Genomic DNA, 21,966 nt, shown 5'->3' on the forward strand with positions numbered 1-21,966 from the left:
CCTCACCCGCCTACACCTCGGCGGCTACCAAACCCCACTACCCGGCCGCAACTCTCCCACCTGACCCACACATCAGACAGGAGAGCCGTGCGTTTGCCCTTGATCGGCGCGAGCCGAGAGCAGCGCGCAGGGTGGGCCGGGAGGGGACGTGTCCCGGGCGGGCGGTGCGGTGGGGGAGAGGTGGGGCTGGGCGGGCTCCACTTTGCTCCACTCCGGGTGCGTGAGGGGTCTGATCGCTGGTGGTATGCCCGGGTTGGCGTACCGGGTTCGTGCCGTGTCTGATAGCAGACGCTCGACGCCCTGCATAGCCCTCCACTCCGCTCCACCCCTTCTGACGTGCGGTTTTGCGTTTTGAGGCTGCGGTGTTTGTCCCCCATTCCGGTTGCGGGTGGAGGGAAGTGGAGTACAGTGGGGCGCAATGGCGAGGCCGGGAGGCTACGCCGGCCCCGGGGGATGAGCGGCTCCGCGAAAGCCGCGCAGAGGCAAGGGGGTGGGCCGAATGTTTCTCGGCACACACACCCCGCGCCTGGACGACAAGGGCCGGTTGATCCTTCCGGCGAAGTTCCGGGACGAGCTGGCGGGAGGTGTCGTGATCACTAAAGGGCAGGAGCGCTGCCTCTACGTCTTTCCGACGCCTGAGTTCCAGCGCATCGCGGACCAGTTGCGTGAGCAGCCGATGACGCACAAGGCGGCTCGGGCATACAGCCGGGTGTTCTTCGCGAGCGCCCATGACGAGGTGCCCGACAAGCAGGGCCGGGTGACGATACCGGGCCACCTGCGGGAGTATGCCGGGCTCAGCCGTGAACTCGTCGTGATCGGTGCGAGCAGCCGGGTGGAGATCTGGGACAAGCAAGCGTGGGAAACCTACCTCGCGGAGAGCGAAGACGACTTCGCTGACATCGAGGAGGGGGTGCTGCCCGGAGGACTGTAGCGGTGCTCGCCGTACTGCGAGATCTCCAGCCGCTCGCGCACCTGGCATCTCTTCCCCGATGCCAGGCGCACCCATCCCGCGGGGGTGGTATCCACCCGCGGGGGCGGGAGGGGCGGATGGGGATCTGGCAGTACGGCGTACGGCGCTTCAGGCACTGGGCGCATGTGGGACGACGCTGGTCTGGGGGTCGACATGGGGGAGCTTCGCGGTACTCACGTACCCGTGTTGCTCGACCGATGCCTCGGGCTGCTCAGCCCAGCCCTAGACCGCAACGACGACGAAACCGTCCACATTGATGCGACGCTCGGGCTCGGCGGGCACGCGGAAGCTGTTCTGGCCGCACACCCCCGGACGGTCCTCATCGGACTGGACCGGGACCAGGAGGCCCTGGCGCACGCCCGGGCGCGGCTGGAACCGTACGCGAACCGCACGCACCTTGTCCACGCGGTTTACGACGAGCTGCCGGACGTGCTGGAGCGGCTCGGATACGAGCGGGTCGACGGCGTGCTGTTCGACCTTGGCGTCTCGTCTCTGCAACTCGACGCGCCCGACCGCGGGTTCGCCTACGCGCAGGACGCGCCGCTGGACATGCGGATGGACCAGAGCCGCGGGATCACCGCCGAGGAGGTCGTCAACACGTACGGCGTCCCGGAGTTGGCCCGCGTGCTGCGGGTGTACGGCGAGGAGAAGTTCGCCGTGCGGATCGCCAACGCGATCGCGCGGGAGCGGGCAAAGGCGCCCATCACCTCGTCGGCGTTGCTGGCCGCGCTCGTGCGGGACGCCATTCCGGCGGCCGCGCGGCGCACCGGCGGCCACCCGGCGAAGCGCTCGTTCCAGGCGTTGCGCATCGAGGTCAATGGGGAACTGGCGGTGCTGGAGTCAGCGCTGCCGGCGGCTCTCGACGCGCTCGCGCCCGGCGGCCGCGTGGTGGTGATGTCCTACCACTCGCTGGAGGACCGGATCACCAAGCGGGCGCTCGCTGAGCGGGCACACAGTACCGGCCCGGTCGACCTGCCGGTCGAACTGCCGGGCAGTGGTCCGACGCTGCGGCTCCTCACCCGCGGCGCCGAACTGCCGAGCGACGACGAGGTCGCTGCCAACCCGCGCGCCGCCTCGGTGCGGCTGCGGGCCGCCGAGCGTATCGACGAGTCGGTGGGTAACCAAAGGTCGGTAGGCACCGCCCGCGAACGGTCGCGCCACCGGATCCCGCCGTTACGGCAACCACAACACAAGAGCCAACCGCACGAGAAACGACAGTCCAAACGGGACGGAGGACACGCGTCGCGCCAAGGGGACAAGCAAGACAAGGGGGAGGCGACATGAGCGTCGACAAGCGCAAAGCACCGCGGTCGGGGGGCCGGACCGCGGCGCAGCACCAGACCATTGGCAACACCGCACTCCAGCCGGAGTCGACCGAGAGCCGGCCGGCTCGGACCCAGTCGTGGCTGCGCGTCGCGCCACCGCTGCCGGTGTCCGTGCCGCGGACGCCGTTCATCGCGCTGATCCTGGTGGTGGTCGTCGGTGGGGTGCTCGGCATCCTGCTGGTCAACACCAAGATCAACGAAAACGCGTTCCGGCTGGGGAAGCTCCAGGAGTCGCAGAGCGCGCTCGACATCCAGGAGCAGCAGCTGAAGCAGGAGATCGCCACGGCGGAAGACCCGGGCACGCTGATCGCGGCGGCGAAGAAGCTCGGCCTGGTGCCGGGTACGCCGGCACAGATCCGGCTGCCGGACGGGCGGGTCACCGGCGTACCTCAGCCGGCGAACGGCCAGCCCGCCATCACCAGCCAGGGTGCGGGGCGGTAGCCGATGGCACAGCGGCCTGACGAGCCGCGCCGGGGTTCCACGGAGCCCCGGCGCGGCTCCGGCCATGGGGACGGTGACGGGTTCTCCGGCATCTCCGAGGCGCGGGCGTACACGCCGCGCGGGCGCACGGTGCGTGACCGTACGCCGCGCAGCAGCCGCACGTCCGACCCGTTCCGTCCGGCGCTGCAGGTCGTCGAGGGGGGCGGCCGGCAGCAGCGCCGGGGGGCGGAGCCAGAGGAGCGCGACGACGCTGCCGGCGTACCAACGCCTCGAAAGCGGGCCGCGCAGGGTGCCGGCCGCGACAAGGCCGCGCCCGACGATGAGCGGGCGGCACCGCGAGGTCGCGCCGCGAAGGCTCCGTCCCGCGCGGACGAGGCCGAAGCGCCGCGCGGTCGCGCCGCGAAGGCCGCGAGCGCGTCCAGGACCGCGCGGGACGACGCGCCCGCGCGCGGCGGGGGAACGGCCGGCACCCGCGACCGGGTGACGAGCCTCGACGCCGGACGCACCGCGAGCACGCGCACCGCGGGCGCCAGCAAAGCCGCGGGCACCCGTGCCACCAAGGCCGCGGGACCCGCCGCAACCGCCAGGTCCGCCGCAACCGCTCGGCCAACCGTGACCGCCAGGCCCGCCGCCAAGACCGCCGCGAAGCCGGTCAAGAGCGCCAAGCCGCGCCGCCCACCGGGCCCGCCGAGGCTCGCGGACTCCAAGCGCCGGCTCCGCGTGGGTACCGTGCTCGCGCTCACGCTCTTCGCCACGGTGGGCATCCGCCTGGTGGCGTTGCAGTTCACGGACTCGCCGACGTTCTCGGCCAAGGGGCTCGACGACCGGCTGGCCCGCGTCGACCTGCCCGCGCCGCGCGGCGCCATCTACGACCGCAACGGCAAGGTGCTCGCGCAGAGCGTCGAGGCTCGGTACGTCGCGGTGGACCCGGAGTGGGTCAAGGACCCGGCGAAGACGGCCGCCGCGCTGTCGCCGCTGCTCGGCATCTCGCAGTCCGACCTGGTCTGGATGCTGCGCAAGCGCACCCAGCCCGGCGGTGGCGCGTCGCGATTCGAGTACCTGGCCCGAGGCGTCAGCATCGCCACCGGCGAAGAGGTGAAGAAGCTCAAGCTGCCCGAGATCATCGTGAAGCGCGACGAGCGCCGCGACGTGCCGGGGCACGACCTCGCCGCCAACATCATCGGCTTCACCGGTGACGGCCTGAACGGCCTGGAGGGCATCGAGGCGCGCTACGACGAGCTGCTGCGGGGCGTCAACGGCAAGCGCGTCTACGAGATCGGCAACGGCGACCTGGCCGCGGAGATCCCCGGCGGGTACCGCAAGGAGACCAAGGCGCAGCCGGGCGGCTCGCTGGAGCTGACGATCGACCGTGACCTCCAGTACCAGGTGCAGTCCATCCTCGCCCAGAACATGACGCGCGTGAAGGCGACCACCGGGGCGGCCGTGGTGATCGACGTGCGTACCGGCGAGGTGCTGGCCCAGGCCAGCCACCCGGTGTACGACGCCGCGGACTGGAGGAAGAGCAAGTCCACCGACCGGGACGACGCCGCGAGCACCTTCGTGGTCGACCCGGGCTCGGTGCACAAGGCGATCACGATCGGGGCGGCGCTCCAGGAGGGCGTGATCACGCCGGAGTCGACGATCGTCGTCGAGCCGAAAATCACCAAGGGCGGGAAGGCGTTCACGGACACCCACCCGCCGCCCGGTTACAAGCCGACGGCGATGACGATCCCGGGCATCTTCGCCTACTCCTCCAATATCGGCACTATCCACATCGCGGACAAACTGGGCGCGGAGAAGCTTGTCGAGTACCAGAAGAAGTTTGGGCTCGGCTCGGCGACCGGCGAAGGCGTGCCGGGCGAGGCGACCGGGCGGGTGCTGGAGCCCAAGGACTGGAGCGGCTCGGCGTACGGCTCCGTGCCGATCGGGCACAGCGTCGACGTGACGCCGCTGCAGATGGCCGCCGCGTACGCCGCCATCGCCAACGACGGCGTCTGGGTGCAGCCCCACCTGGTACGGGAGACCATCGCGCCGGACGGCAAGAGCACGCCGGCCGCCGCGCCGCAGACCCGGCAGGTGCTCAGCGCCGAGAACGCCAGGGTGCTGCGGCAGATGATGGAAGCCGTGGTCACGGTGCCGGATGCCACCGGACGCAAGGCGGCGGTGCCCGGGTACCGGGTGTCGGGCAAGACGGGCACCGGTTCGCGGGTGGTCAACGGGCAGTACGTGCCGGGTGCGGTGGCGTCGTTCGTCGGGATGGCGCCGGCCGAGAACCCCCGGTACGTGATCGCCGTTTTCGCACACGTGCCGGCCGGAGAGGGTGGCGAAGTCGCCGCTCCGGCGTTCAAGCAGATGATGGCGTACACCCTGACGCACTACCGGGTGCCCTCCACCAACACGAAGCCGCCCAAGTTCACCGTGTATCCCTGAGAGCCTCCGACGGGAGTGGCTGTGCGCCGGCCCGGCGGACAACGGGTAGGGTCTAGCGCCGTGCCCGGCAATCCTCGCCCCCGCACCGCGACGCCTCGCGCGCTCGCCGAGCTCGCGGCGCTGATCTCAGCGTCGCCGGCCGGCAGCGCGCGTGATCCGCTGGTCGGCGGCGTCACGCACGCCAGCGACGCGGTCCAACCCGGCGACCTGTTCGCCGCGCTGCCCGGCGCCCGCCGGCACGGGCGGGACTTCATCCCGGCGGCCGCGGCCGCGGGCGCGGTGGCCGTGCTGACCGATGGCGCGGGGGCGCGCGCGGCGCAGGCGGCGGGGCTGCCCGCGCTCGTCGTGCCCGACCCGCGCGCGGTGCTCGGCACCCTCGCCGCCGCCGTCTACGGCGACCCCACCGCGCACCTCGCGGTCATCGGTATCACCGGCACCGCCGGCAAGACCTCGACGGCGTACCTCGTGGAGTCCGGCCTGCGCGCCGCTGGCCACGTGACCGGGCTGATCGGCACCGTCGAGACCCGCCTCGGCGACCTCGTCATCGACAGTGTGCGCACCACGCCCGAGGCCACCGACCTGCACGCGCTGCTGGCCGTCGCCCGCGAGCACGGCGTGACCGCCGTCGTCATGGAGGTCTCCAGCCACGCGCTGGCGATGGGCCGGGTCGGCGGCGTGCGGTTCGCGGTCGGCGGATACACCAACTTCGGCCTGGACCACCTGGACTTCCACACCAGCATCGACGACTACTTCGCCGCCAAGGCCAAGCTCTTCGACGGGCGGTGCCGGGTCGAGGTACTCAACCTGGACGTCCCCGCTCTGGAACCGCTGATGAAGCCCACCACGGTGACGTACTCGGCCGTCGGAAACCCCCGCGCGACCTGGCGTGCCGCCGACGTGGAGACCTCCGCCTTCAGGCAGGTTTTCACCGCCGTCGGCCCGGACACGCGCGTCGAGGCCGGCGTGGCGCTGCCCGGCCTGCACAACGTCGCCAACGCGCTTCTCGCGATCGCGATGCTCACCGGGGTGGGCGTCGACCCGGGCACCGCGGCGCAGGGCGTGGCCGCCTGCCCTGGCGTACCCGGGCGGCTGGAACGGGTCGACGCGCCCGGACCGGTCCTGGGTGTGGTCGACTACGCGCACAAGCCCGACGCGATCGTGGCGGCGCTGGTCGCGCTCCGCGAGCTAGCCACGTCGCGCGGCGGGCATCTGGTCTGCGTGATCGGCGCGGGCGGCGACCGCGACCGCGGCAAGCGGCCCCTCATGGGCGCCGCCGCGGGGCGAGGCGCCGACCTCGTGGTGGTCACCGACGACAATCCACGCACCGAAGACCCGGCGACCATTCGCCGCGAGGTGCTGGCCGGCGCCGCCCGTACGGCGGCGAAGGTCATCGAGGTGGCCGGCCGCCGGGCCGCCATCGACGAGGCAGTGCGGCTCGCGTCGCCGGGCGACGTGGTCGCGGTGTTGGGCAAGGGACACGAGAGAGGCCAGGAGGTGGGCGGCGAGGTGCTGCCGTTCGACGACCGTGTGGAGTTGGCCGCTGCGCTGGCGGAGGCCAACGCATGATCCCTATGACGCTCGCGGAGGTCGCCGCCGCGGTCGGCGGCCAGCTCGTCGGTGCTGATCCGGGGGTACGCGTCACCGGCGGCGTCGAGTTCGACTCGCGCAAGGTGACGCCAGGGGGCCTGTTCGTGGCCTTTCCAGGCGAGAAGGTGGACGGGCACGACTACGCGGCCACCGCCGTGGAGTCCGGCGCCGTCGCGGTACTGGCCAGCCGTCCGGTACCGGTGCCGCACGTGCTCGTCGACGACCAGCTCGACGCGATGGGCGCACTGGCGCGGGCGGTCATCGAGCGGCTGCCCGAGCTGACCATCGTGGGACTGACCGGCTCTTCCGGCAAGACCACGACGAAAGACCTGATCGCGCAGCTGCTCGCCCGGCTGGGCCCGACGGTGGCTCCGCCCGGCTCGTTCAACAACGAGCTCGGCCACCCGTACACGGTGCTGCTGGCCGACGAGAAGACCCGCTTCCTGGTACTGGAGATGGGCACCCGCGGGCACGGCGAGATCCGGTACCTGGCCGAGATCGCCCGCCCGCACGCCGGCGTGGTGATCAACGTGGGCACGGCGCACATCGGCGGGTTCGGTTCGGCCGACGCGATCGCGCAGGCCAAGGGCGAGCTCGTCGAGGCGCTGCCGCCAGACGGTCTCGCGGTGCTCAACGCCGACGACCCGCGGGTACGGGCGATGGCGTCGCGGACCTCCGCCCGCGTGGTACTGGCCGGCGAGTCCGAAGACGCCTCGGTGCGCGCCGTCGACGTGGTCATGGAGGCCGGTCGCGCGTCGTACACGCTGGTCACGCCCGCGGGCAGCGTGCCGGTGCGGCTCGCGATCGCCGGGCGGCACCAGGTAGGCAACTCGCTGCTCGCCGCCGCGGTGGCGCTCAACTACGGCCTCGACCCGCAAGACCTGGCGGCCGCGCTGTCCGAGCTCCGGCTCGTGTCCGTCCGGCGTATGGACGTCTTCGACCGTGCCGACGGTGTCACGGTCATCGACGACTCGTACAACGCCAACCCGTCCTCCACGTCGGCCGCCCTGCGCGCGCTGGTGTCGATCGCCGCCGGGCGGCGCACCATCGCGGTGCTCGGGTACATGGCCGAGCTGGGAGAGTTCGAGCGGGAGGGCCACGAGGAGGTCGGCCGGCTGGCCGCGGAACTGGGCGTCGACCGCCTGATCGCGGTCAGCGAGAATGCCGCGTCCATTTTGGACGGCGCGGCGGCGGTCGGTACGTGGGGAGGAGAATCGGTGCTCGCAACCGATCAGAGCGAGGCCGTCGCGGTGTTGCGGCAGGACCTGCGCTCCGGTGACGTCGTACTGGTGAAGGGCTCGCGGTACCGCACCTGGGACGTGGTCGACGCTTTGCGTCCGGCGTCTTCTGGGGCCTCTTCGTGAGGGCGGTCATCGTCGCGGCGGCGGTCGCGTTCCTGGTGTCGCTGTTCGGCACGCCCATCGGCATCAAGGTCTTCACGGCGCTCAAGGCCGGCCAGCCCATCCGGTCCGTCGGCCCAGCTACCCACCAGGGCAAGAAGGGCACGCCCACGATGGGCGGCGTCGTGTTCATCCTGGCGACGGTCATCGCGTACGTCGCCGGCCACGTCGCCCTCACCACGCTCCCCGAGAAGCAGATCGCCCAAGTCGGCCCGACGATCACCGCGCTGGTACTGCTGGGACTGTTCGTCTTCTGCGGCGCGGTGGGCTTCCTCGACGACTACCTGAAGGTGCGGCGGCGCAACAGCGGTGGCCTCAGCGGGCGGTACAAGCTCGTCGGGCAGGGGCTCGTCGGCGTCGTGTTCGGTGTGGTGGCGCTCTACTTCCCGAGTACCAACGGCGAGACGGTCGGCAGCACCACGATCTCGTTCATCCGCGACATATCGTGGCTGAACGTCGGCAAGGTCGTCTCCGTCATGGTCTTCATCTTCGTGGTGATGGCCGCCAGCAACGGCGTCAACCTCACCGACGGCCTCGACGGCCTCGCCACCGGGGCATCCGTGATGGTGCTCGCCGCGTACGGGCTGATCGCCTTCTGGCAGTACCGCCACTGGTGCGGCGACATCAACTACAGCGGCGGCGGCGCATACTGCTACGCGGTGCGGGATCCACTGGAGATCGCGCTGATAGCGGGGGCGGCCGCCGGTGCCTGCGTGGGCTTCCTGTGGTGGAACACCTCGCCCGCTCGGATCTTCATGGGCGATACGGGAGCCCTGGGGCTCGGCGGGCTGATCGGCGGCTTGGCGATGGCGTCCCGCACGATGCTGCTGCTGCTCATCATCGGCGGGCTCTTCGTCATCATCACGATGTCGGTCGTCATCCAGATCATCTCGTTCAAGACCACGGGCAAACGGGTCTTCCGGATGTCACCGCTCCAGCACCACTTCGAGTTGGCGGGCTGGAGCGAAGTCAACATCGTGGTCCGCTTCTGGATCATCGCCGGTATCGGCGTGGCGATCGGCCTAGGCCTCTTCTACAGCGAATTCCTCACGGCAGTCGGCTAACCCCCACTTCGTGATCAGGGCGTCCCTCAAGTCGTTAGGGCGACGTGAGGGACGCCCTGATCACTGTGGCGGTCGGGCGACACGCCCGGGGACGTGCGTGGGTCTGGGCGTGTCAGCGCCCATGATGGGGCCGTGGGGGAGGACGAGAAGATCGGCGGGCCGCTGGCCGCTCTGCGCGGGCTGCTGCAGCGACCCCTGGCCTCTTACTACCTGCTGATCTCCAGCTCGGCGCTGCTGCTGGTGATCGGGCTCACCATGGTCTTCTCCGCGACCAGCGTCAAGGCGTACGTCAGCAACGGCAACGCCTTCACGATGATTACCAAGCAGGTGCTCTTCGCCATGATCGGGCTGGTCGCCTTCTGGGTGTGCCAGCGCCTCCCGGCCCGTACCTTCCGGGCGCTCGGCAAGCCAGCGCTGGGCGCCGCGCTGCTGCTGCTCGTCATTCTCGACCTGCTCATGGTGTACGCCCGGCTGGCCAACCTCAAAGGGGACCCGCAACTGGGCCCGCTCAAGGCCGACCTGCTCTGGCTTTACCTCGGGCCGATCCAGGTGCAGCCGTCCGAACTGGCCAAGTTCGGCCTCGTACTGTGGGGCGCCGACCTGCTGGTCCGCAAGGGTGAGTCGCTCGGCTGGTGGCGTGAGCTGGCTACCCCGCTCTTCCCGGTCGTGGCCCTGCTGTTCGTACTGGTCGGATACAACGACCTCGGCACCATGCTCTGCCTGCTCGCCGTGGTGGTGGGCATGCTGTGGGCGGCCGGGGTGCGGCTGCGGGTCTTCGGCACGCTGTCGGCGTTGGGCCTTGCGGGCATCGGTCTGCTGGTGGCCGCGGCGTCGGTCGGTGGCGGTTCGGGTGAGGAGGGCGAGGAGAACTATCGGCTGGCCCGGTTGACGTCGTTCTTCAATCCGCCCGAGAACTGCGAGCAGTTCACCTGTTACCAGGCGCTCCAGGCCCGGTACGCGATCGACCACGGCGGCTGGTTCGGCGTGGGCCTCGGCAAGAGCACCCTCAAGTGGGGGTACCTGCCGGCCGAACACAACGACTTCATCTTCGCCGTGGTGGCGGAGGAGCTGGGCGTGGTGGGCTGCGTCGTCGTGCTGGCGCTGTTCGCCGTACTCGCGTACACGGGGCTGCGGATCGCGCGGCGCGTGGACGACCCGTTCCGCCGGCTGGCCGCGGCCGCCGTCACGACCTGGCTGATCAGTCAGGCAGTCATCAACGTCGGCGGGGTGGTGGGGCTGCTGCCCATCACCGGCCTGCCGTTGCCGTTCATCTCGGACGGCGGGAGCGCCCTCGTGGTCACGCTCGCCGCCGTCGGCATGCTCGCCTCGTTCGCCCGCGCGGAGCCCGACGCGGCCCGCGCCCTGAACGCCCGACCGCCCGCCCGATGGGTCCGGCTACTCTGGGCCCCGTTGCCGCCGCTGCCGCCGAGCCCCGCGCCTCGGAAGGCCGCGAAGCCCGCAAAAGCCACGAAAGCGGCGGCATCGGAGCAGGGTGTGGCGAGCGAGAGGAGACGGTGATGAGTGTGCTGCGGTCGGTCCTGCTGGCGGGAGGAGGCACCGGAGGGCACATCTACCCGTTGCTCGCCTTCGCGGACTGCCTTCGCCGCCACGACCCGGACGTCCGCATCACCTGCGTCGGCACGCCGAAAGGGCTGGAAAACGAGCTGATCCCGCCAGCGGGGTACGACCTGCGGCAGATCCCGGCCTACCAGCTCCCCCGTTCCGTGAACATGAACCTGCTCCGCACCCCCGACCGCATGTGGCGGTCGGCGCGCGCGGCGGGCAAGGTCGTCGACGAGGTCCAGGCCGACGTCGTGGTCGGGTTCGGCGGGTACGTGTCGGTGCCCGCGTACCTGGCCGCGTGGCGTCGCGAGCTGCCGATCGTCGTCCACGAGGTCAACGTGCCGCCGGGTGTCGCCAACCGGATGGGCATGAAGTTCACGAAGTTCGTCGCGGCGGGCTTTCCGCATCAGCCGGCCCAGGCGGAGGCGTTGCGCAACGCGAGGGTGGTGGGCGTACCGCTGCGCACCTCGATCTCGCACCTCGACCGCGATGGGTTGCGCGAGCAGGCGCTGGAGCACTTCGGGCTGCGCCCCGACCTGCCGGTGCTGTTCGTGTCGGGCGGTTCGCAGGGCGCGCGTTCGCTCAACCTGGCGGTCTCCGGTGCCGCGAAGGAGATCGCCGCCGCCGGGATACAGGTGCTGCACGTGATCGGCGCGCGCAACGAGCCAGTACCGGTGCCCGCCGACCTGCCGGTCCCGTACGTGACGCTGCCGTACCTGTCCGAGATGGAGCTGGGATACGCGGCCGCCGACCTGATGCTGTGCCGCGGCGGCGCGATGACCTGCGCGGAGGTGGCCGCCATCGGCCTGCCCGCGGTGTACGTCCCGTACCCACACAGCAACCAGGAACAGAAGCGCAACGCGCTCCCGGTCGTTGAAGCTGGCGGTGGCCTGCTCGTCGACGACTCGGAACTGAGTCCGGATTGGATCGAGAGGATGGTGATCCCGCTGGCACGCGACCCGCAGCGGCTGGCGGCGATGAGCGCCGCAGCGGCAGCCTACGGCCGCCGCGACGGCGACGAAGCGCTCCTGGACTACGTATACGAGGCGGTGGCTGCGCAATGAGTGATGTCACCGCCGCTGAGGATCTTGGCACTGTGCATCTCATTGGTATCGGTGGGGTGGGCATGAGTGGCCTTGCCCGGCTGCTGCTGACTCGCGGCATCCCGGTGTCCGGCAGCGAGCTGCGCGAGTGGCCGGCTCTGGTGGGGCTGCGCGCGCTCGGCGGCACCGTCCACATGAGCCACTCACCGTCCAATCTGGACGGTGTCGACACGGTCGTGTACTCCACCGCGATCCCGCAGGACCACGTCGAGCTCGTCGAGGCGCGCCAGCGCGGCTTGCGGGTGCTGCACCGTTCGGAGGCGCTCGCCGCGGCGATGGCCGGCCGGCGGGCGATCGCGATCGCGGGCACGCACGGCAAGACCACCACGACGTCGATGGCGACGCTGATCCTGCAACGGGCCGGCCAGGATCCGTCCTTTGTGATCGGTGGCGAGATCTCCGAGGCCGGTTCGAACGGGCACCACGGCACCGGCGAGTACTTCGTCGTCGAGGCGGACGAGAGTGACCGCTCGTTCCTGCTCTACAAGCCGTTCGTCGCGATCGTCACCAACATCGACGCCGACCACCTCAACACGTACGGCGACCTGGCCGGGCTGTCGGCGGCGTTCGCCGAGTTCTCGCGGCTTGTGGAGCCGGGTGGTTTCGTGGTGACGTGCGCCGACAATCCCGGCACCCGCGCGATGGCCGAGGTGCTGCGGGCCGAGGGGCGCACGGTTTACACGTACGGCGAGGCGGAAGACGCTGACTTGCGGCTCACCGAGGTCCGGTCGTCGGTACACGGCGTGCGCTATCAGGCCACATTGGACGGTGAGTCGCTCGGCGAGATCACGCTGCCGGTACCCGGGCGGCACCTCGGTCTCAACAGTGCCGCGGCGGTGCTCACGGCGCTCCGCCTCGACCTGCCGCTGGAAGCCGCGACGCAGGCGCTCGGGTCGTTCCCGGGAGTACGCCGGCGGTTCGAACGCAAGGGCGTCGCCGGTGCCGTGGCCGTCTATGACGAGTACGCCTATCACCCGACCTCGATGACGGCCGCGCTGGAGACGCTGCGCGAGGTGGCCGCTGGTGGCCGCCTTATCGTGGTTTTCCAGCCGTACCGGGTGTATCGCACCCGCGACCTCGAGGCCGACCTGGCACGCGCCCTGGCGATCGCCGACGAGGTGGTGATGCTGGAGGTCTTCGGGCCCGGCGAGGTACGGCATCCGGGTGAGGGCGGCGCCGCGCTGACCGCGGCGATCGACCTGCCGGCGGAGAGCAAGGTCTTCGTGCCGTCGTGGGAAGACGTGCCCGCGGAGGTCGTGCGCCGGGCGCGGCCGGGCGACGTGGTCGTCACGATGGGCGCCCCGCCGATCTCGCTCATGGGCGACGAACTACTCGCGGCGCTGGCAGGCCGATGACCCGCAACCTCAAGATCAGGGCTGCCCTCAAGTCGCTAGGGCGACTTGAGGGACGCCCTGATCACGGGGAGGTGGGGGCGCGGTGACCGCGCCGGGCGGGCGCGGGCTGGGGCGGGCGCGGCAGTGGCGGCTGGTCCGCGCGCGCAGCGATGCGGTGCCGCCGTCGGTGCGCCGGTTCATGGCGCGGGCCCGGCGGCGGCGCCTGCGCGCCGCGCTGCCGTGGGCCACGGTCGGTGGCGTGCTGGCGCTTGCCGGCCTGACCGCCTGGATCGTGTACGGCACGAGCGTGTTCGGCGTCCGTGACGTGCGGATCACGGGTACCGAGATCCTGTCGGAGGATCAGGTGCGGGTGACCGCCGCGGTGCCGCGGGGCGAGGCGCTGGCGAGCGTCGACCTCGGCGCGATCCGGGGCAGGGTGGCCGCGCTGGCTCCCGTCGGCGAGGTCGTCGTGTCGCGGGACTGGCCGGGCACGGTGGTCGTCGCGGTGGTCGAGCGGGTACCGGTGGCGGCGGTGCCGCAGGGCAAGGAGTTCGTGCTCGTCGACGCGGACGGTGTGGCGTTCCACACGGTACGGTCGCGGCCGTCGAAGCTGCCGCTGGTCAAGGTGCCGGCGCCGGGACCGGACGATCAGGCGACCCGGTCGGCGCTGCGGGTACTGGCCGCGCTGAGCACCGAGCTGCGTGCCGAGCTGTCGGCCCTGGTCGTGGAGGGGCCGGCACGGATACGGCTGGAGTTGCGCAAGGGGCGCGCGGTGGTCTGGGGCGACGCGACGGAGAGCGACGCCAAGTCCCGGGTGGCGACCGCGCTGCTGGCTCGCGAGGGAGACACGATCGACGTCAGCGCGCCGGACGTGGTGACGATCAGGTGACCATGTATCGACGGTCTTCGTTGTAAGCTGATCGGCGTGCAGCCGCGCCGGCGCCCGCCGACCACCGAAGACGTGCTGTGCGGGCTCGTCTCGTTGACCGCCGCTGGCGATCCGGTCGCGTTCGCCGCGCTGTACGACGCGCTGCTCGGCGAGGTCGAGCTGATCGTCCGGCGGCAGCTCGCCAACGGTGCCGAGGCCGCGCGGGTGATCCGGTCGGTGTTCGTCACGGTGTGGCGGGACGCCGCGGTGTGCGAGTCGGGCGCGGAGACGGTACGTCGTTGGGTGCTGCGCCTCGCCGCTCGCCTGGCCGCCGAGCGAATCTGTGCGGGTGGGGCATTTCGGGCCCGATACGCGGCGGAGGACCGGGTCGTGGCGTGCGAGTTGAGGGCGTTGCTGGCGCTCGCCGAGACGCCGGAGCTGGCCATTCCGTCGGGAGGTCTGAAATCGCAGACGGGCGACACGCCGTGTCCGGTCCTTGGATCACGCGGAACCTCCGCTTACGTTGCCGGAGAGGATCAGTAGTTGACATAACTCTAAGCCTCTAGTAGAGGGTGAGGGTTACGCCTTCGCTCAAACGCACGGACCAACCTCGGGAGGGAAGGCAGCCTGATGACTCCACCGCACAACTACCTCGCGGTCATCAAGGTCGTCGGCATCGGTGGCGGAGGTGTCAACGCCGTCAACCGCATGATCGAGGTTGGGCTCAAGGGCGTCGAGTTCATCGCGATCAACACCGACGCCCAGGCGCTCCTCATGAGCGATGCCGACGTCAAGCTCGACGTCGGTCGGGAGCTGACCCGGGGCCTCGGCGCCGGCGCCAACCCGGACGTCGGCAAGAACGCCGCCGAAGACCACCGCGACGAGATCGAAGAGGTGCTCAAGGGCGCCGACATGGTCTTCGTGACCTGTGGTGAGGGCGGCGGCACCGGCACCGGCGGCGCGCCCGTGGTCGCCAACATCGCGCGCAAGCTCGGCGCGCTGACGATCGGTGTGGTCACGCGGCCGTTCTCGTTCGAGGGCAAGCGCCGGCAGGTGCAGGCCGAGGCCGGCATAGAGGAGCTGCGCAACCAGTGCGACACGCTCATCGTGATCCCGAACGACCGGCTGCTCGCCCTCGGTGACCGCGGCATCTCCATGATGGACGCGTTCCGGCAGGCCGACCAGGTACTGCTCTCCGGTGTCCAGGGCATCACCGACCTGATCACCACGCCCGGCCTGATCAACCTGGACTTCGCCGACGTCAAGAGCGTCATGAGCGGGGCCGGCAGCGCGCTCATGGGTATCGGCAGCGCGCGCGGCGACAGCCGGGCCGTCGAGGCGGCCGAGGCGGCGATCTCCAGCCCGCTGCTGGAGCAGAGCATGGACGGTGCGCGCGGCGTACTGCTCTCCATCGCGGGCGGCTCCGACCTGGGCCTGTTCGAGATCAACGACGCGGCGCAACTGGTCACCGACGCGGCTCACCCCGATGCCAACATCATCTTCGGTGCGGTCATCGACGACGCGCTCGGCGACGAGGTGCGGGTCACCGTGATTGCTGCCGGGTTCGACGGTGGCACGCCCTCGTACAAGCCGGCAGAGCCGCCACGCAAGGCGACGCCGCGGGTCGAGACGCCACTGCCGACCAGCGCGCCGCCGGTGTCTCCGACCCCGACCCCGCCGCAGCCGGCTCGCCGCGTCCTCTTCGACGACGTGGACGTCCCGGACTTCCTCAAGAACGGCTCCTGACAAGATCATTGCGTCATTCAAGTCGTAAGGGCGACTTGAATGACGCAATGATCACGGGAGGGGGAGGGTCGCGTGACGCGCGCGGAGGAGATCAGTGCGGGGCTCGCGGCGGTAAACGCGCGTATCGAGCGGGCGTGTGCCGCCGCTGGGCGGGACCCGGACGAGATCACCCTGATTGTCGTGACCAAGACATACCCGGCCAGCGACGTCGAGTTGCTGGCTGGGCTCGGCGTCGTCGACGTGGGGGAAAATCGCGACCAGGAGGCGGCACCCAAGGCAGCCGCGGTGTCGGCGCCGGTGCGGTGGCACTTCGTCGGGCAGCTCCAGCGCAACAAGTGCCGGTCCGTGGTGACGTACGCGGACGCGGTGCACTCCGTCGACGGCGTCCGGCTGGCCGAGACGCTCGCCGGTGCGGCGCAGCGGCATCGGGAGCGGGCGCTGGACGTACTCGTGCAGGTGAGTATCGACGGTGATCCGGCGCGTGGCGGCGCGGTGCGCGGCGGCGATGCGGATCGTGATCTTGAACGGGTGGCGGCGGCCGTCGCCGAGGCGCCCGCGCTGCGCCTCGCCGGCGTGATGGCCGTGGCGCCGATGGACTGGACGCCCGACGCGGCGTTCGCGTCGCTCGCGCGGACGGCGGTCGATCTGCGGGCCGCGTACCCCGAGGCGACGGCGATCTCCGCGGGGATGAGCGGCGATCTGGAGGCGGCGATCGTGCACGGCGCGACACACGTGCGCATCGGCAGCGCGGTGCTCGGAACACGCGACAAGCTGCGGTAGCCTGGCGGCGGGCACCGAACTACATCAGTGTTATTCAAGTTCCGTGCAGGGGGACTCGGGCCGGTTCGCGTGCGCGTCGACGGCACGTTCGCGTGTGCGGCGCGGGCACGCCAGGGCGGGTCGGGGCATGCCGCCCGGCGGAGGGAGGTGAGCGCATGAGCGCTCTGCGCAAGGCAGGCGTGTGGCTCGGTCTGGTCGAGGAGGACGACGACCGTTCCTACGACGACGGCTACGACAAGGGTCGGTACCGCGAACGCGAGTCCAGCTACCGGGACCGCGAGAGCCGGTACGCCGACGACTACGCCGACGACGAGGAGGACATCGACGAGCCGCCGGCACTGCCGCGCAGCCGGTCGCGGCTCGCGCGCGAGCTGACCGCCGCCCGCGGTGACCACGGCGACCGGCCGTCGACGCGTGAGTCGTCCCGGGCCGAGCTGGAGCGGGCCGAGATCGACCGCGACCGCCAGGAGCGGGCCAGCGTGCGCTCGATCACCCGTCCGGCGGCGCCGGAGCCGCAGGCACCCGTCGCGTACCCGACGCGGGAGAACCTTGCGCTCGCGCCCCAGGTGCAACTGCGCGAGCGGGCGGTCGTAGCCGACGAAGACCAGCGGTACCAGATCACCACGCTGCATCCGACCACGTACCGTGAGGCACGCACGATCGGTGAGCACTTCCGCGACGGCGTTCCGGTGATCATCAACCTCACCGAAATGGACGAGGCGGACGCCCGACGACTGGTCGATTTCGCGGCCGGCTTGGCGTTCGGACTGCGCGGTACGATCGAGCGAGTGACCAACCGGGTATTCCTGCTCTCGCCAGCCAACGTCCAGGTCACCGCGGAAGACAAGGCGAAGATCGCTGAGGGCGGATTCTTCACCATGAGTTAACCCGACCGAGGGAACCGCCTGACCGTGTGGACCATCACGCTACAGATCATCTATCTGCTGCTTTATGTCTTCTTTCTGACTCTTTTGGCCAGGTTTGTCCTGGGGGCGGTGCTCCAGTACGGGCGCCGCTGGCAGCCGGGCCGGGGAGCGTCCGCCGCACTTGAGTCGGTGTGGAGCGTCACTGATCCACCCCTCAAGGCGTTGAGGCGTGTGATCCCACCACTGCGAATTGGTACTGTCAGCTTCGACCTAGCCTCCCTTGTGCTGCTGGTTATCCTGTTCGTGCTGATGGAACTCGTGGTACGGCGGTTGATCATCGGGTGAACGTCCGTTGACCAGCCGCTACGCGGCCGCAACTGACCCGAGGAGTTTCGATGCCGCTGACCCCGGCCGACGTCCATAACGTCGCCTTCAAAAAACCTCCGATCGGCAAGCGGGGGTACGACGAGGAGGAGGTCGACGCCTTCCTTGACGAGGTCGAGCGCGAGCTCGCCCGTCTGATCGAAGAGAACAACGAGCTTCGCGCCCAGGTCGAGCGCGGTGGCGGAGGCCGAGGCGGCGCACCAGCCGGCCCGGGCGCCGACCCCCGACTCGCGGCGGAGCTCAACGACATGAAGGCCCAGCTCGACCGGGTGCAGCGCGACAAGGCCGCCGCTGAGCAGGCTGCCCGCGCGATGCAAGCCGAGCTTGAGCAGGTTCGTTCGCAGGGCGGCCCCGTGGTGGGTGGCGACGGCGAGCAGCAGGCTCTGCGGGTCCTCATGATGGCTCAGCGCACGGCCGACGACCACGTCGCCGACGCCCGTCGCGAAGCCGACAAGCTGCTGTCCGACGCCCGGTCGAAGGCGGAAGAGGTCACCCGCGAGGCGCGGGCCAAGGCCGACGCCCTCGAGCGTGACGCCCGGCAGCGTCACCAGGAAGCCATGGGTGGCCTCGACGCCAAGCGCACCGCGCTGCAGAAGCACATCGAGGAGCTCAAGCAGTTCGAGCGCGAGTACCGCACCCGTCTGAAGGCGTACCTGGAGAGCCAGCTCCGCGACCTTGACGGCCGCGGGCAGGGGCTCGAAGCGGAGCTGACCCGTGCCGACAGCAACCGGGCCGCGGGCGGTTCCGGTGGCCTCGCGACGGCTGGCCTTGCCGGCTCGTACGGCGGGGGCCGGTCCAGCGGCCTGGAAAGCGGCCGCTAGCGGGGGCTTCAATAGCCGAAAACGACGAGGGGTGAGCCGTGATTGTCGGAAGTCTGCTGCTCATCCTCGTCGCTGTCACGCTGCTCGTGCTTGGCCTGGCCTACGGGTCCAGCACGCTGCTGATCAGCTCCATCGCGGCGAGCCTGCTCGCCGCGATCGCACTGGTCGTGGGTGCCCGCCAGGCAGCCGCCGCCCGGGCAGACGCCGGTTACGGCGACGACGAGCGCAAGCGTGCCGGCGACGAGGACGAGCACGAGTGGGAGCGCCGCCGCGCGGCCACCACGCAGACGCGGATGACGGAGCCTGTCGGCCGGCGTGCCGGTCGGCTGGGCGGTAGCGACGGTCCGGTGTTCACCCCTCCGGCCCGTTCGGCGCCGGCGCTGGGCGGTTCGCCCGTGGCGCTGGCCGAGCCCGCCCCCGCTCCCGTCTACGCGGAGCCGCCTTTTGTGGAGCCCGCGCCGGCCTTTGTGGAGTCCACGCCGGCCTTTGGGGAACATGCGCCGGCTTTTGTGGAACGCGCTGAGGCGCCGACGCCGCCGCGCGGGATCGGGCAGCCAGCGGTCGCGGCCGAGGTCGTCGACGACGATGACCCGCCAGACGAGCCCGCGCCGCAGTACGTCTCTCCGGCTGACGCCGCCCGGGTGGCCCGGATGACAGCCGACGTCCTCGTGATCGACGGCCGGCCGCGCTACCACCTGACCGGGTGCGTGCACCTGCTCGGCCGGGAAAACGAGGCGCTGCCCGTCGGCGAGGCGGTCGAGCTGGGGTTCACGCCGTGCGGCCGCTGCGAGCCCGACAGCGCGCTGCTGGCCGACGCTCGCCGGGTCTAGATCTTTGGGGGCCGCGCGGCCCGCTCTCCCGGCACAATGAGGCATGGCAGGTCACTGTCCGATCCAGCTAGGAGCCGTGGTTGACTACGGCGGCGCCGCACCCGGATTCCGGTTTGGGTAGCCTCGCCGTTCCCGTGCGGGTCAAGCCGGGCGCTTCGCGCGCCCGGGTCGGTGGCAGGTACGACGGTCCCTATGGGCCCGCCGTAGTCGTCGCGGTGCACGCGCCGGCCGTCGACGGCCGGGCCACCGAGGCGGCTCGGCGTGCACTCGCCGACGCGCTCGGGGTACGCCCTGGCGCGGTCAGCCTGAAAGCCGGCGCGGCCAGCCGGGACAAGCTCTTCGCCGTCAACGCCGACGGTACAGCCGATCTCAACGACCGGGTGACCGCCCTTCGCGACGCCCCATGATCCGCGGCGAAGGGGGTAGTGGATGACCGACGGCCTCGACATCGCGCTCCTCATCGGGGCAGCGGTGCTGTTGGTGGCCGTCGGCGCTGTGCGGATCTCCACCCGGCTGGGCCTGCCGAGCCTCCTGGTCTATCTGGCGCTCGGCGTCGCCATCGGGGAGTCCGGGCTCGGCATCCAGTTCGAAGACGCCGATCTGACGCGGACGCTCGGGTTCTGCGCGCTCATCGTGATCATCGCCGAGGGCGGCCTGACGGCCCGCTGGGGGCAGCTCCGCCCGGTGCTCACCGTCTCCGCCAGCTTGGCCACCGTCGGAGTACTGGTCAGCGTCGCCGTGGTCGGCGTCGTCATGCACCTCACCCTTGGTCTCGACTGGCGGCTTGCGCTCCTGTACGGGGCGGTGCTCTCGTCCACCGACGCGGCGGCTGTCTTCGCCACCCTGCGGCGCCTCCGGTTGCCGCCCCGGCTCGTGGCCACCCTGGAAGCCGAGTCCGGCATGAACGACGCCCCGGCGGTGCTCGTCGTGCTGATGCTCTCCAGTACGCCGATCGGAGGCGGCCACCCCTGGTGGTACGAGGCGCTCGTCATGACCTACGAGCTCGTGGTGGGCGCGATCATCGGGTACGCCGTGGGCGTCGCCGGGCGCTGGACGCTGCGCCACGCGGCACTGCCCTCGTCTGGCCTGTACCCGATCGCGGCGGTCGGCCTCACCGTGCTGGCGTACGCGGCCGGCGCCGTCGCGCACGCCTCCGGCTTCCTCGCCGTGTACGTGGCCGGTGTGGTGCTTGGCAACGCGCGGCTGCCGCACCGGCAGGCCATCCTCGGGTTCGCCGACGGGCTGGCGTGGCTCGCACAGATCGGCCTCTTCGTCATGCTCGGCTTGCTCGTCTCGCCCGCCCGGCTCGACGACGCGCTGCTTCCGGCGATCGTGGCAGGGCTCGCGCTGCTCTTCCTCGCCCGGCCCTTGGCGGTGTTCCTGTCGGCGGCGCCGTTCGGAGTCGGCCTGCGTGACCAGGCGTTCCTGTCGTGGGCGGGGCTTCGGGGCGCGGTACCGATCGTGCTGGCGACCATCCCGCTCTCCGCCCAGGTGCCCGGTGCGTCCCGCCTCTTCGACGCCGTCTTCGTACTCGTGGTCATCTTCACCCTGCTGCAGGTGGGTACGCTCGCGCCTTTCGCACGCCGCTTGGGTGTGACCGCCCCCGCCGAAGCCACCGAACTCAGCGTCGAGACCGCACCGCTCGACCGGATGCAGGCCGACCTGCTCCAGATCGAGATCCCCGAAGGCTCCCGCCTCGCGGGCGTACACGTCGACGAGCTGCGGCTGCCGGTCGGCGCCGCCGTGACCCTGGTACTGCGCGACGGGACCGGCTTCGTGCCCGGCCCCGACACCCGGCTCAAGGTGGGCGACAGTCTCCTGATCGTGGCGACCGCCCAAGTCCGCGACGCAGCCGAACGCCGCCTGCGAGCGGTGAGCCGCCGAGGGCGCCTGGCTCGCTGGTTCTCCGAGTACGGCGAAGACCGCAACCCCTAACAGCTCCGCTTCCGCGCGTCGTTTCCGCGCGTCGCGCGGCGCCCGTCCCGCCCCCTTTCGTCGATCAAGGGCGAATGCACGTGGTTGGATCTCTTTTCGCGTGTTTTCGCCCTTGATCCATGCAGATCTCCTTGATCGGCGTTGCCGATTCGGGCCTCGCGGTCGCGACAACCGGCGCGGGCGCAGCGGCCGGCGTCAGGGTGAGGGCGACGACCGAGCTCGGGCGGCGGCGCCTTCGCCCGACTGGATTGTCCCGTTCCGCGCCGTGGGCCGCTCGCGCTGTGAACAGTTAGTGCTGCTATAGCAGCACTAACTGTTCACAGCGCCGGCACGACCACATTCGCGGCCCAAACGCGATGGCGGATCTCGTTGATCGGCGTCCGCGCCACCCCAAGGACGCGCGCGGCGTAGATCTTGGCGCTCGACCGTCGCCAGGGGCGAGCTCAACCGGTGGTTGCAACACCGAGTAGTTGGGCCATTTTGTCAGCTGGGTTGGCCCAGCCGAGGGTCATTCGGGGT

The 21,966-nt window shown here is 70.9% G+C and carries 20 protein-coding genes; all 20 read left to right on the top strand.

Translation table 11 applies throughout. The features are described from left to right. Positions 1-499 precede the first annotated feature (499 nt). On the top strand, positions 500-931 hold the full coding sequence (mraZ, locus tag QMG73_RS44030) for a division/cell wall cluster transcriptional repressor MraZ (RefSeq protein WP_265254286.1): 432 nt from the start codon (positions 500-502) through the stop codon (positions 929-931). Between the two features lie 192 nt (positions 932-1,123). Further along, complete coding sequence (gene rsmH, locus QMG73_RS44035) at positions 1,124-2,254, top strand: 16S rRNA (cytosine(1402)-N(4))-methyltransferase RsmH (RefSeq protein ID WP_309299617.1); 1,131 nt, start codon at positions 1,124-1,126, stop codon at positions 2,252-2,254. After that, complete coding sequence (locus QMG73_RS44040) at positions 2,251-2,736, top strand: hypothetical protein (RefSeq protein ID WP_281905871.1); 486 nt, start codon at positions 2,251-2,253, stop codon at positions 2,734-2,736. Before rsmH ends, QMG73_RS44040 begins: the two co-directional genes overlap by 4 nt. 3 nt (positions 2,737-2,739) lie before the next feature. Then, on the top strand, positions 2,740-5,166 hold the full coding sequence (locus tag QMG73_RS44045) for a peptidoglycan D,D-transpeptidase FtsI family protein (RefSeq protein WP_281905873.1): 2,427 nt from the start codon (positions 2,740-2,742) through the stop codon (positions 5,164-5,166). A gap of 21 nt (positions 5,167-5,187) precedes the next feature. Then, positions 5,188-6,732 carry a UDP-N-acetylmuramoyl-L-alanyl-D-glutamate--2,6-diaminopimelate ligase gene (locus QMG73_RS44050; protein WP_407676949.1) on the top strand — a complete coding sequence of 515 codons (1,545 nt, stop codon included), beginning with the start codon at positions 5,188-5,190 and terminating at the stop codon, positions 6,730-6,732. Then, complete coding sequence (locus tag QMG73_RS44055; protein WP_281905876.1) at positions 6,729-8,117, top strand: UDP-N-acetylmuramoyl-tripeptide--D-alanyl-D-alanine ligase; 1,389 nt, start codon at positions 6,729-6,731, stop codon at positions 8,115-8,117. Before QMG73_RS44050 ends, QMG73_RS44055 begins: the two co-directional genes overlap by 4 nt. Continuing rightward, positions 8,114-9,217 (top strand): phospho-N-acetylmuramoyl-pentapeptide-transferase, encoded by a 1,104-nt coding sequence (gene mraY, locus QMG73_RS44060; protein WP_281905877.1) that lies wholly within the window; start codon positions 8,114-8,116, stop codon positions 9,215-9,217. The genes QMG73_RS44055 and mraY overlap by 4 nt, the downstream gene beginning before the upstream one ends. A gap of 132 nt (positions 9,218-9,349) precedes the next feature. Next, complete coding sequence (locus QMG73_RS44065) at positions 9,350-10,735, top strand: FtsW/RodA/SpoVE family cell cycle protein (RefSeq protein ID WP_281905879.1); 1,386 nt, start codon at positions 9,350-9,352, stop codon at positions 10,733-10,735. Beyond that, complete coding sequence (gene murG / locus QMG73_RS44070) at positions 10,735-11,844, top strand: undecaprenyldiphospho-muramoylpentapeptide beta-N-acetylglucosaminyltransferase (RefSeq protein WP_281905880.1); 1,110 nt, start codon at positions 10,735-10,737, stop codon at positions 11,842-11,844. The genes QMG73_RS44065 and murG overlap by 1 nt, the downstream gene beginning before the upstream one ends. Beyond that, positions 11,841-13,238, top strand: coding sequence for a UDP-N-acetylmuramate--L-alanine ligase (murC, locus tag QMG73_RS44075; RefSeq protein ID WP_281905882.1), 1,398 nt, complete (start codon positions 11,841-11,843; stop codon positions 13,236-13,238). Before murG ends, murC begins: the two co-directional genes overlap by 4 nt. Positions 13,239-13,320: 82 nt before the next feature. Further along, positions 13,321-14,106 carry a cell division protein FtsQ/DivIB gene (locus QMG73_RS44080; protein ID WP_281905883.1) on the top strand — a complete coding sequence of 262 codons (786 nt, stop codon included), beginning with the start codon at positions 13,321-13,323 and terminating at the stop codon, positions 14,104-14,106. Between the two features lie 36 nt (positions 14,107-14,142). Then, positions 14,143-14,628 carry a sigma-70 family RNA polymerase sigma factor gene (locus QMG73_RS44085; protein WP_281905885.1) on the top strand — a complete coding sequence of 162 codons (486 nt, stop codon included), beginning with the start codon at positions 14,143-14,145 and terminating at the stop codon, positions 14,626-14,628. A gap of 87 nt (positions 14,629-14,715) precedes the next feature. Beyond that, complete coding sequence (gene ftsZ, locus QMG73_RS44090) at positions 14,716-15,831, top strand: cell division protein FtsZ (protein WP_281905887.1); 1,116 nt, start codon at positions 14,716-14,718, stop codon at positions 15,829-15,831. A 72-nt stretch (positions 15,832-15,903) separates the two neighbouring features. Further along, positions 15,904-16,611 (top strand): YggS family pyridoxal phosphate-dependent enzyme, encoded by a 708-nt coding sequence (locus QMG73_RS44095; protein ID WP_281905890.1) that lies wholly within the window; start codon positions 15,904-15,906, stop codon positions 16,609-16,611. A gap of 155 nt (positions 16,612-16,766) precedes the next feature. Beyond that, complete coding sequence (locus tag QMG73_RS44100; protein WP_281905891.1) at positions 16,767-17,498, top strand: cell division protein SepF; 732 nt, start codon at positions 16,767-16,769, stop codon at positions 17,496-17,498. A gap of 24 nt (positions 17,499-17,522) precedes the next feature. Next, on the top strand, positions 17,523-17,822 hold the full coding sequence (locus tag QMG73_RS44105) for a YggT family protein (protein WP_265252613.1): 300 nt from the start codon (positions 17,523-17,525) through the stop codon (positions 17,820-17,822). 50 nt (positions 17,823-17,872) lie between these two features. Continuing rightward, positions 17,873-18,682, top strand: coding sequence for a DivIVA domain-containing protein (locus QMG73_RS44110; RefSeq protein WP_281905895.1), 810 nt, complete (start codon positions 17,873-17,875; stop codon positions 18,680-18,682). 38 nt (positions 18,683-18,720) lie between these two features. After that, positions 18,721-19,512: a hypothetical protein gene (locus tag QMG73_RS44115; RefSeq protein ID WP_281905903.1), complete on the top strand. Its 792-nt coding sequence runs from the start codon at positions 18,721-18,723 to the stop codon at positions 19,510-19,512. Between the two features lie 80 nt (positions 19,513-19,592). Continuing rightward, complete coding sequence (locus QMG73_RS44120) at positions 19,593-19,919, top strand: DUF167 domain-containing protein (RefSeq protein ID WP_281905898.1); 327 nt, start codon at positions 19,593-19,595, stop codon at positions 19,917-19,919. Between the two features lie 22 nt (positions 19,920-19,941). Next, complete coding sequence (locus QMG73_RS44125) at positions 19,942-21,447, top strand: potassium/proton antiporter (RefSeq protein ID WP_281905899.1); 1,506 nt, start codon at positions 19,942-19,944, stop codon at positions 21,445-21,447. Positions 21,448-21,966: the final 519 nt, after the last annotated feature.

The organism is Phytohabitans aurantiacus, assembly GCF_027923225.1.
Lineage (GTDB): Bacteria > Actinomycetota > Actinomycetes > Mycobacteriales > Micromonosporaceae > Phytohabitans > Phytohabitans aurantiacus.

Bases quoted from the DNA above. Each gene is read 5' to 3' on its own strand.
- QMG73_RS44110 (WP_281905895.1), top strand. From the start codon at position 17,873: ATGCCGCTGACCCCGGCCGACGTCCATAACGTCGCCTTCAAAAAACCT.
- QMG73_RS44040 (WP_281905871.1), top strand. From the start codon at position 2,251: ATGAGCGTCGACAAGCGCAAAGCACCGCGGTCGGGGGGCCGGACCGCG.
- murG (WP_281905880.1), top strand. From the start codon at position 10,735: ATGAGTGTGCTGCGGTCGGTCCTGCTGGCGGGAGGAGGCACCGGAGGG.
- murC (WP_281905882.1), top strand. From the start codon at position 11,841: ATGAGTGATGTCACCGCCGCTGAGGATCTTGGCACTGTGCATCTCATT.
- QMG73_RS44045 (WP_281905873.1), top strand. From the start codon at position 2,740: ATGGCACAGCGGCCTGACGAGCCGCGCCGGGGTTCCACGGAGCCCCGG.
- QMG73_RS44125 (WP_281905899.1), top strand. From the start codon at position 19,942: ATGACCGACGGCCTCGACATCGCGCTCCTCATCGGGGCAGCGGTGCTG.
- QMG73_RS44100 (WP_281905891.1), top strand. From the start codon at position 16,767: ATGAGCGCTCTGCGCAAGGCAGGCGTGTGGCTCGGTCTGGTCGAGGAG.
- rsmH (WP_309299617.1), top strand. From the start codon at position 1,124: ATGGGGGAGCTTCGCGGTACTCACGTACCCGTGTTGCTCGACCGATGC.
- ftsZ (WP_281905887.1), top strand. From the start codon at position 14,716: ATGACTCCACCGCACAACTACCTCGCGGTCATCAAGGTCGTCGGCATC.
- mraZ (WP_265254286.1), top strand. From the start codon at position 500: ATGTTTCTCGGCACACACACCCCGCGCCTGGACGACAAGGGCCGGTTG.
- QMG73_RS44055 (WP_281905876.1), top strand. From the start codon at position 6,729: ATGATCCCTATGACGCTCGCGGAGGTCGCCGCCGCGGTCGGCGGCCAG.